The sequence below is a fragment of the Arsenophonus endosymbiont of Apis mellifera genome (genome assembly GCF_903968575.1).
In the GTDB taxonomy this organism is placed as follows: Bacteria; Pseudomonadota; Gammaproteobacteria; order Enterobacterales; family Enterobacteriaceae; genus Arsenophonus; species Arsenophonus apicola.
This window is the reverse complement of sequence record NZ_CAJCFU010000022.1, coordinates 1-5,807: the sequence shown is the minus strand read 5'-3', so window position 1 is coordinate 5,807 and position 5,807 is coordinate 1. Positions and strand designations below refer to the sequence as shown.

The 5,807-nt window shown below is 33.8% G+C and carries 9 protein-coding genes and 1 pseudogene; 2 read left to right on the top strand and 8 right to left on the bottom strand.

Annotation, left to right across the window (positions count from 1 at the left end):
* The 3 genes and pseudogenes from H1X92_RS00825 to H1X92_RS00815 all read right to left on the bottom strand — a co-directional run.
* Positions 1–263 (bottom strand): thermonuclease family protein (locus H1X92_RS00825; protein ID WP_180558431.1); only part of this gene is annotated, 263 nt, incomplete at its 3' end.
* Positions 256–1,011, bottom strand: coding sequence for a MobC family replication-relaxation protein (gene mobC / locus H1X92_RS00820; protein ID WP_180558430.1), 756 nt, complete (start codon positions 1,009–1,011; stop codon positions 256–258). The genes H1X92_RS00825 and mobC, both read right to left, overlap by 8 nt.
* 10 nt (positions 1,012–1,021) lie before the next feature.
* Positions 1,022–1,501: pseudogene (locus tag H1X92_RS00815) on the bottom strand (TraM recognition domain-containing protein); the annotation flags it as partial.
* Between the two features lie 89 nt (positions 1,502–1,590).
* On the opposite strand from H1X92_RS00815, the gene H1X92_RS16150 reads away from it, so the two are divergent.
* Together H1X92_RS16150 and queF are read left to right on the top strand one after the other, a co-directional pair.
* Positions 1,591–1,923 carry a VUT family protein gene (locus tag H1X92_RS16150; RefSeq protein ID WP_370520591.1) on the top strand — a complete coding sequence of 111 codons (333 nt, stop codon included), beginning with the start codon at positions 1,591–1,593 and terminating at the stop codon, positions 1,921–1,923.
* Positions 1,920–2,753, top strand: coding sequence for an NADPH-dependent 7-cyano-7-deazaguanine reductase QueF (gene queF, locus H1X92_RS00805; protein WP_180558429.1), 834 nt, complete (start codon positions 1,920–1,922; stop codon positions 2,751–2,753). Before H1X92_RS16150 ends, queF begins: the two co-directional genes overlap by 4 nt.
* A gap of 237 nt (positions 2,754–2,990) precedes the next feature.
* Here the strand turns inward: queF and H1X92_RS00800 are convergent, their stop codons facing one another.
* From H1X92_RS00800 to H1X92_RS00780, 5 genes are all read right to left on the bottom strand, one after another.
* Positions 2,991–3,257 (bottom strand): helix-turn-helix transcriptional regulator, encoded by a 267-nt coding sequence (locus H1X92_RS00800; RefSeq protein WP_180558428.1) that lies wholly within the window; start codon positions 3,255–3,257, stop codon positions 2,991–2,993.
* Positions 3,241–3,387 carry a hypothetical protein gene (locus tag H1X92_RS00795; RefSeq protein WP_180558427.1) on the bottom strand — a complete coding sequence of 49 codons (147 nt, stop codon included), beginning with the start codon at positions 3,385–3,387 and terminating at the stop codon, positions 3,241–3,243. Before H1X92_RS00795 ends, H1X92_RS00800 begins: the two co-directional genes overlap by 17 nt.
* 113 nt (positions 3,388–3,500) lie before the next feature.
* Complete coding sequence (locus tag H1X92_RS00790; RefSeq protein ID WP_180558426.1) at positions 3,501–3,710, bottom strand: plasmid partition protein ParG; 210 nt, start codon at positions 3,708–3,710, stop codon at positions 3,501–3,503.
* 20 nt (positions 3,711–3,730) lie between these two features.
* Positions 3,731–4,363 carry a ParA family partition ATPase gene (gene parA, locus H1X92_RS00785; protein ID WP_233458104.1) on the bottom strand — a complete coding sequence of 211 codons (633 nt, stop codon included), beginning with the start codon at positions 4,361–4,363 and terminating at the stop codon, positions 3,731–3,733.
* A 101-nt stretch (positions 4,364–4,464) separates the two neighbouring features.
* Complete coding sequence (locus H1X92_RS00780; protein ID WP_180558425.1) at positions 4,465–5,397, bottom strand: replication initiator protein A; 933 nt, start codon at positions 5,395–5,397, stop codon at positions 4,465–4,467.
* Positions 5,398–5,807 lie beyond the last annotated feature (410 nt).

Below are 5,807 nucleotides of genomic sequence, written 5' to 3'. Positions count from 1 at the left end.
CGTCCAAACCTATCCTGTTTTTCTGTCATCACTTCAGCCTGCTTTTTCGCGCTCAGGTGAAGCAGGTTTTGTTTTGAACGCCTTCCAAAGGGTTGACCTAACTCTGGGGCATCAATACCAATGAGGCGCACTTTGACCAGTTTTCCTTCCATGAGGACGTAAATAGTATCACCATCAATAACATTAACAACACGTCCAGAAAAATTAGCAAAACCAAAAGAAGGAATGAGCAAGAGAATGAGAAGATAACCCTTTTTAGTCATGGTGATTTCCCGTGTTTTTTTCCAGCTCTTCAATGGTCCGAAATAAAAACATCTCTCTGTTTTTAGCATCAAAAGGAACGGGCACGTTATGGCGAATGACAGTTTTGATCCCCTCGAACAGTTTGAGGATAGCCTGTTTGTTTTTTTCATCCGGCAGTACATACATCGCATAATGCCAGTGATTAGCATCACTGGCGGCAAGATGGCTATTAATAATATTGATATAACGGGCTCGAGTTTTCATGGTTCGCTCCGTTTCAATGGCGATGATGGCGCCATTACTCAAGGTGATAACCCCATCGGGTCGATGTTTTATCCCCCGATAGCGCGCGTTAAATTCACCGCGATCGCCGTTAAGCCATTGACTGCCGCCTTTTGCTTCCAGCGCCACTCTCACCCGTTGATTCAGTAAGCGATGCTCCATTGACCAGTATTTCAATTTTGACGGTTCAAAATAATGAGGAAAGGTTTTATCTTCAGGTGAAACCACTTTGGCTAAACCTTGCAGGGTGATCCCCCAAATCGTCAGTTTTCGCTTTAAGTTTGGGATTTCGTGTTTGATTAATAGCCTTTCATTAACAGCGCGATTTAATACTTTGTACAAAGGGCTGTGAGCGTTAGGACTAAAACCTAATACTTTTCGTAAAATGGTAAAGTCAGAATACGTTTCTTCTTTTAGAAAATTAAGCANCAAAAACAGTTTGGTGGCCGTCGCTTCTTTTCTTTTTACAACGTCGTGAATAAGCATTTTAAGTCCCTTATAAATTAATGACAGGTTTCGGCTGAGAGGTGTCGGGGTTTTCCGTGTTNTTNTTATAACAAAGCACATTGATGTGGGTCTTCTTGGCTGGAATATGTGAAAGTTTTGTTGCTTTCGCCAAGTCGTTTTGGGTGAAGGCAAAACCAACGAAAGGGGGAAGATTAAGCAACATATTACAATCGATGTAATATCGCTCTGCTTGACGGATAGTTCTATCGGTATCAATTTTTTCTGTTAACGTCATATCCGTTTTGACTTTTCGGATTTCATCGTCAACCAGAATTGAGCCTGTCATTTTGGCTACCCACTCGGCGGTATCCGGATCCCGCAGACGGTAAACCAACATGAATTTACAGTTTTCGATGACCGAACCTGCAACGGCTTCACCATCAAGATCAGCAGGGCAATCATACAAATCTTTAATCGATTGATGCGCCATGATGATATGAACACCTTTATCCCGCGCGGCGCCAAGGCCTCGAAATTGGCATTTTTTGCGGCTGTCTTTATTATAGTTCATTTCCAGAAGCAATCCCATCATGGGGTCTTATCGATTCTTATTCATCCTTGGTTTTTTCTGTTATCTCTGTACTTTTAGCATCATCATTAGCATATATAATTTCAGAACATATTAATGCTTATATTTTATATAAAATAAGGAAACTAACATCATCAAAATACTTATTTGTTCGTGTTTTTACCAGTTCAATCTGTGCCGCAATTTTAGATAGTTTTATATTTATATCCATAGTCTTCCATTCATTGGGAAAAGAAACCGTTATTTCAATGATCGCAGGACAATTATTAATTAAATCAATTTATGCAACGCTAGGGATTTTCCCTATCTACTTTTCCAGATATTTATTCAAAAAATTCATATTAGAAGGAAAAAATGAATGATAGATCATCATAATTTACAATTAGGAAAGAAAACAAAATATATTTCAAAATACGATCGTAATCTTTTAACGCCAATAAAAAGAGATTATGGAAGAAAAGAGATAAAAACACTCACAAATAATGTGAGTTTTTTTGGCGAAGATATATGGAATTTATACGAACTATCTTGGTTAAATAAAAATGGTGTTCCTCAAGTTGCTATTGGTGAGGTAAAAATAGATTCAAATAGTATTAATAAAATTGAATCAAAAAGTTTTAAACTATACCTAAATAGCTTTAATCAAACATTTTTCGATTCAATCGATATTGTAAGAGACTTAATAAAAGAAGACCTATCCGCTTGCGCCGAAGGTAACGTATTAGTAAAACTGGCGAATTTATCCGAATGCAAAGTCATTTCTTTAATTAATTTTGATGGAATATCCATCGATAATAATAATATTATCATCAACACATATGATTACTCTCCAGAAATCTTAGAAAATGCGACAAAAAACAATCAACCCGTAATAACAGAATGTCTCGTCACAAATTTACTAAAATCAAATTGTCTTGTTACTAATCAACCAGATTGGGGATCTGTTCTTATTTCTTATAAAGGTACGAAAATAAACAGAGATATTTTATTAAAATATATTATATCTTTCCGTAACCATAATGAGTTCCATGAACAATGTATTGAGCGAATATTTAGTGATCTTTTATTTTATTGCAAACCATTAGAATTATGTGTATATGGTCGCTATACAAGACGCGGGGGACTTGATATCAATCCATGGCGATCAACAAATAATTTAAAAATTGAAAATTTTCGTTTACTACGACAATAGGAAAAATAATAAGTTTTTTCTACTAAATTATCGTTCCTGATTATAGTGTACACCTGTGTCGGCATACTTCTGGTTGTTAAAGAGCAAGTGCAACTATTCGTTGCACTCATATCAAAATAGTGGTTAATATGCCCCAAAAATTTTAGGGTTGGTATACGTAATTTACGTATTTTTCGATCAAAAATTAACCTATTGACATTTTTTTAAATAAAAGCATCAAAGGTATTGGTTTTAACATCAATTTAATTCTCTATTCACATTCAAAAATTTAAATATAAACATTGACTTTAATTGTGAGAATGTATCGAGTTCGTATTTTTTTGTTGCATTAACTAAATGTGTATCAACCGTTCGAACGCTAATGTTTAATTTCAACGCGATATCTAATCGGCTAAAATCGGCGCAATGCATTTTTAAAATTTGTAGTTCTCTTTTTGAGAGTTTCGGCATCAGATCAAAATCATTTTTAACTTCAAATTGATCATTATTATTTTTGAAATTCATGCCCACCCCCAACGCTATTAAGAATTCTGGCACGCTGACGAAGGGTTAAATTGCGTGACAAACGGAAAAACAATACGATTGTATGTTTTGGTGCTTCACAGACAAGCACTCGGAAGGTACTATTGTTCATAGCTCAACTCCTACTCAGTTAGGGCTTGGGTTAGCTATTTTGTCAGAGGCCTAATTCTGACAAAATAGCGAATTCTTAACTTAAAAATTAAAACTCATTTACTTAAATGAGTTTTAATTAGGAAGTTTATCAACAAATTCTGTTAACACTTCTTTTATTGTCTTTCCTCTTTTTGCAGCGTACATCTTCAATTTCAAATGATTTTCAAAAGTTAAATCGAAATTTACTCTTTTTGACTGAATTTCATCTTTTATGCTAGCAAGCGTTTTTTCTTTGTTTCTTAATGCAGGACGCCCTGCTGAAAGTATCTTATTTTTACTCATATGAGTTTTACACCATAAACTTAAATAAGTTTTTGTTTTATTTCTTCAAATAAAGAAATAATTTCAATTGAAGCAGGATTATTGAGATCTTCATCAAGAACTGTCTTGCCTATTGCTGCAGTACTCGGATAAACAACACGTTGAGTTATTTTACTTTCCAACACAGGTAGTCCATATTCACTCAAAGTATCTGTTACTTCATTCCCTATTTTTGTTCCTTTTATCACCCTTGAAACTATAAATGAGGCTTTCATTTTCCCATCAGTTACTTCTATTCTTTGCTTTACTAAATCAACTAACTCAGATGTAGCCCATATATCATATGGAGAAGGTTGTACTGGTATTAAAACAATATCAGAAGCTTTTATTGCTGAAACAGCTAAATCTGATGCTTGAGGAGCTCCATCAATAATAATAAAATCTTTATGTCCAATATTTTTAAGATCTCTCACTATTGTAGGTCGGTCAATTCCAACAACAGTTAACGGTTGATCATCTCTTACTGCCGCCCAATCTCTAGCGCTTCCTTGAGGGTCAGAATCAATTAATAAAACGCTAGAACCAAATAATTGGAAAGCTCTTGCTAAATGAGTTGCAATAGTAGTTTTTCCAGACCCACCCTTTTGATTCAACACAGCGATAACTTTCATCATTACCTCAAGAGAGTTTTTGATTTTATACTCTTAGATTCAATTAATTATAAACTTATAAAATCATTAACTCAAATAAATTTTTACTCATAAAAAGAAAAACTTTAATTTGAAAGGTTATTTTTAATCTTAAAAATCTCTTTCTTCCCTTTCTCTCTCTTGCGCGATGCTTCGACTTTAGGACAATTTTGATTTCGATTTTTAAAAGTTACTTTATCGGTGAAAGGATCAAACAGAACTTCATAGTCGGGGAGGTCATTTGTTTTAGCAAGTTGCTTAATATTGAATTTAAACTTAGATAAGGCGGCCGTACTACCCGTTTTAACATGTAATTTTTCAAGTGAGATAATAAACTCATGCTGATTTCCACAATGTTTTCTTGCTATTTCATATAATCGTCTATCAATCGCTTTACGAATGCGAAAATAATCAGGGCTAATTTGCAAAACTTTAGTTTTAGTTATTGCTTGATACAGCCAATCTGGTAGGGTAACTTCCACCATACCTATTTCCAGTTTGCCTTTGTGTTCTTCCACTATTCGCCAACTATCAATTAATCCAAATTCTATTGTTTCCTGTTTCTCCTTCGAGTAAACAATATTAGTTTTTATCACTGTCCCTTTTAATCTCGATAAAGCTTTTTCTAAATCATTATAAGCTCGACCACTTTTAGCACGATTTGTTGTAACAAAAAAATCATATGGAGTAAAATTCACAGTGCGGTTAATTGGTTGATTATTATTGATAGCTTCTTGTAATTTTGATATAGCATAGATCCAGATATCTTTATCAAAGATTGTAGCTAATCCAACCCCAGCTAAAGCTCTTACTAATATTGTGACATTCCCGTTTTTATATTCCCTAATCTTTGTATCACCCGCTTTTAAAGCAAAAAATGGATGCTCCATGCTTGCCATTTCATCACGAAAAGTCGATATCTCTATATCATCAGCAATAAAAAACTCGAGTTGTTTGTGTTTGCGTGGACGTAACGTTTTCAAATTGTTTTTTCTCGTTTTCGTTGTAAGATCAGTCATAGCCATAATCCTAGATGAAGTAGGGTAGGGTTAGAGTCGTTTAAATGATTAGTAGTCATTTAAACGACTTGTTTAAAATGTTTTTCGACTTTTAGGAATATCAAAATATATCGACTTTTAGGAAAATAGTCGACTTTTAGGAATAATTCAACGTTATAAAAAAAAATATTTATAAATTTTCTGTGAATAACCTATATATTCACTCGACTTTTAGGAAAAAAGAATCGACTTTTAGGAAAAAAGAATCGACTTTTAGGAAAAAAGAATCGACTTTTAGGAATTTCAAAATAATATTAAAGCAATAAAATCAATATATTAATTACTATTTTTCCCCCTTTAACTTATTTAACTTATACATAACTATATTTAACCGGAAATTTTTCCCCATTCTCTGTGGATAACTTTTCTGA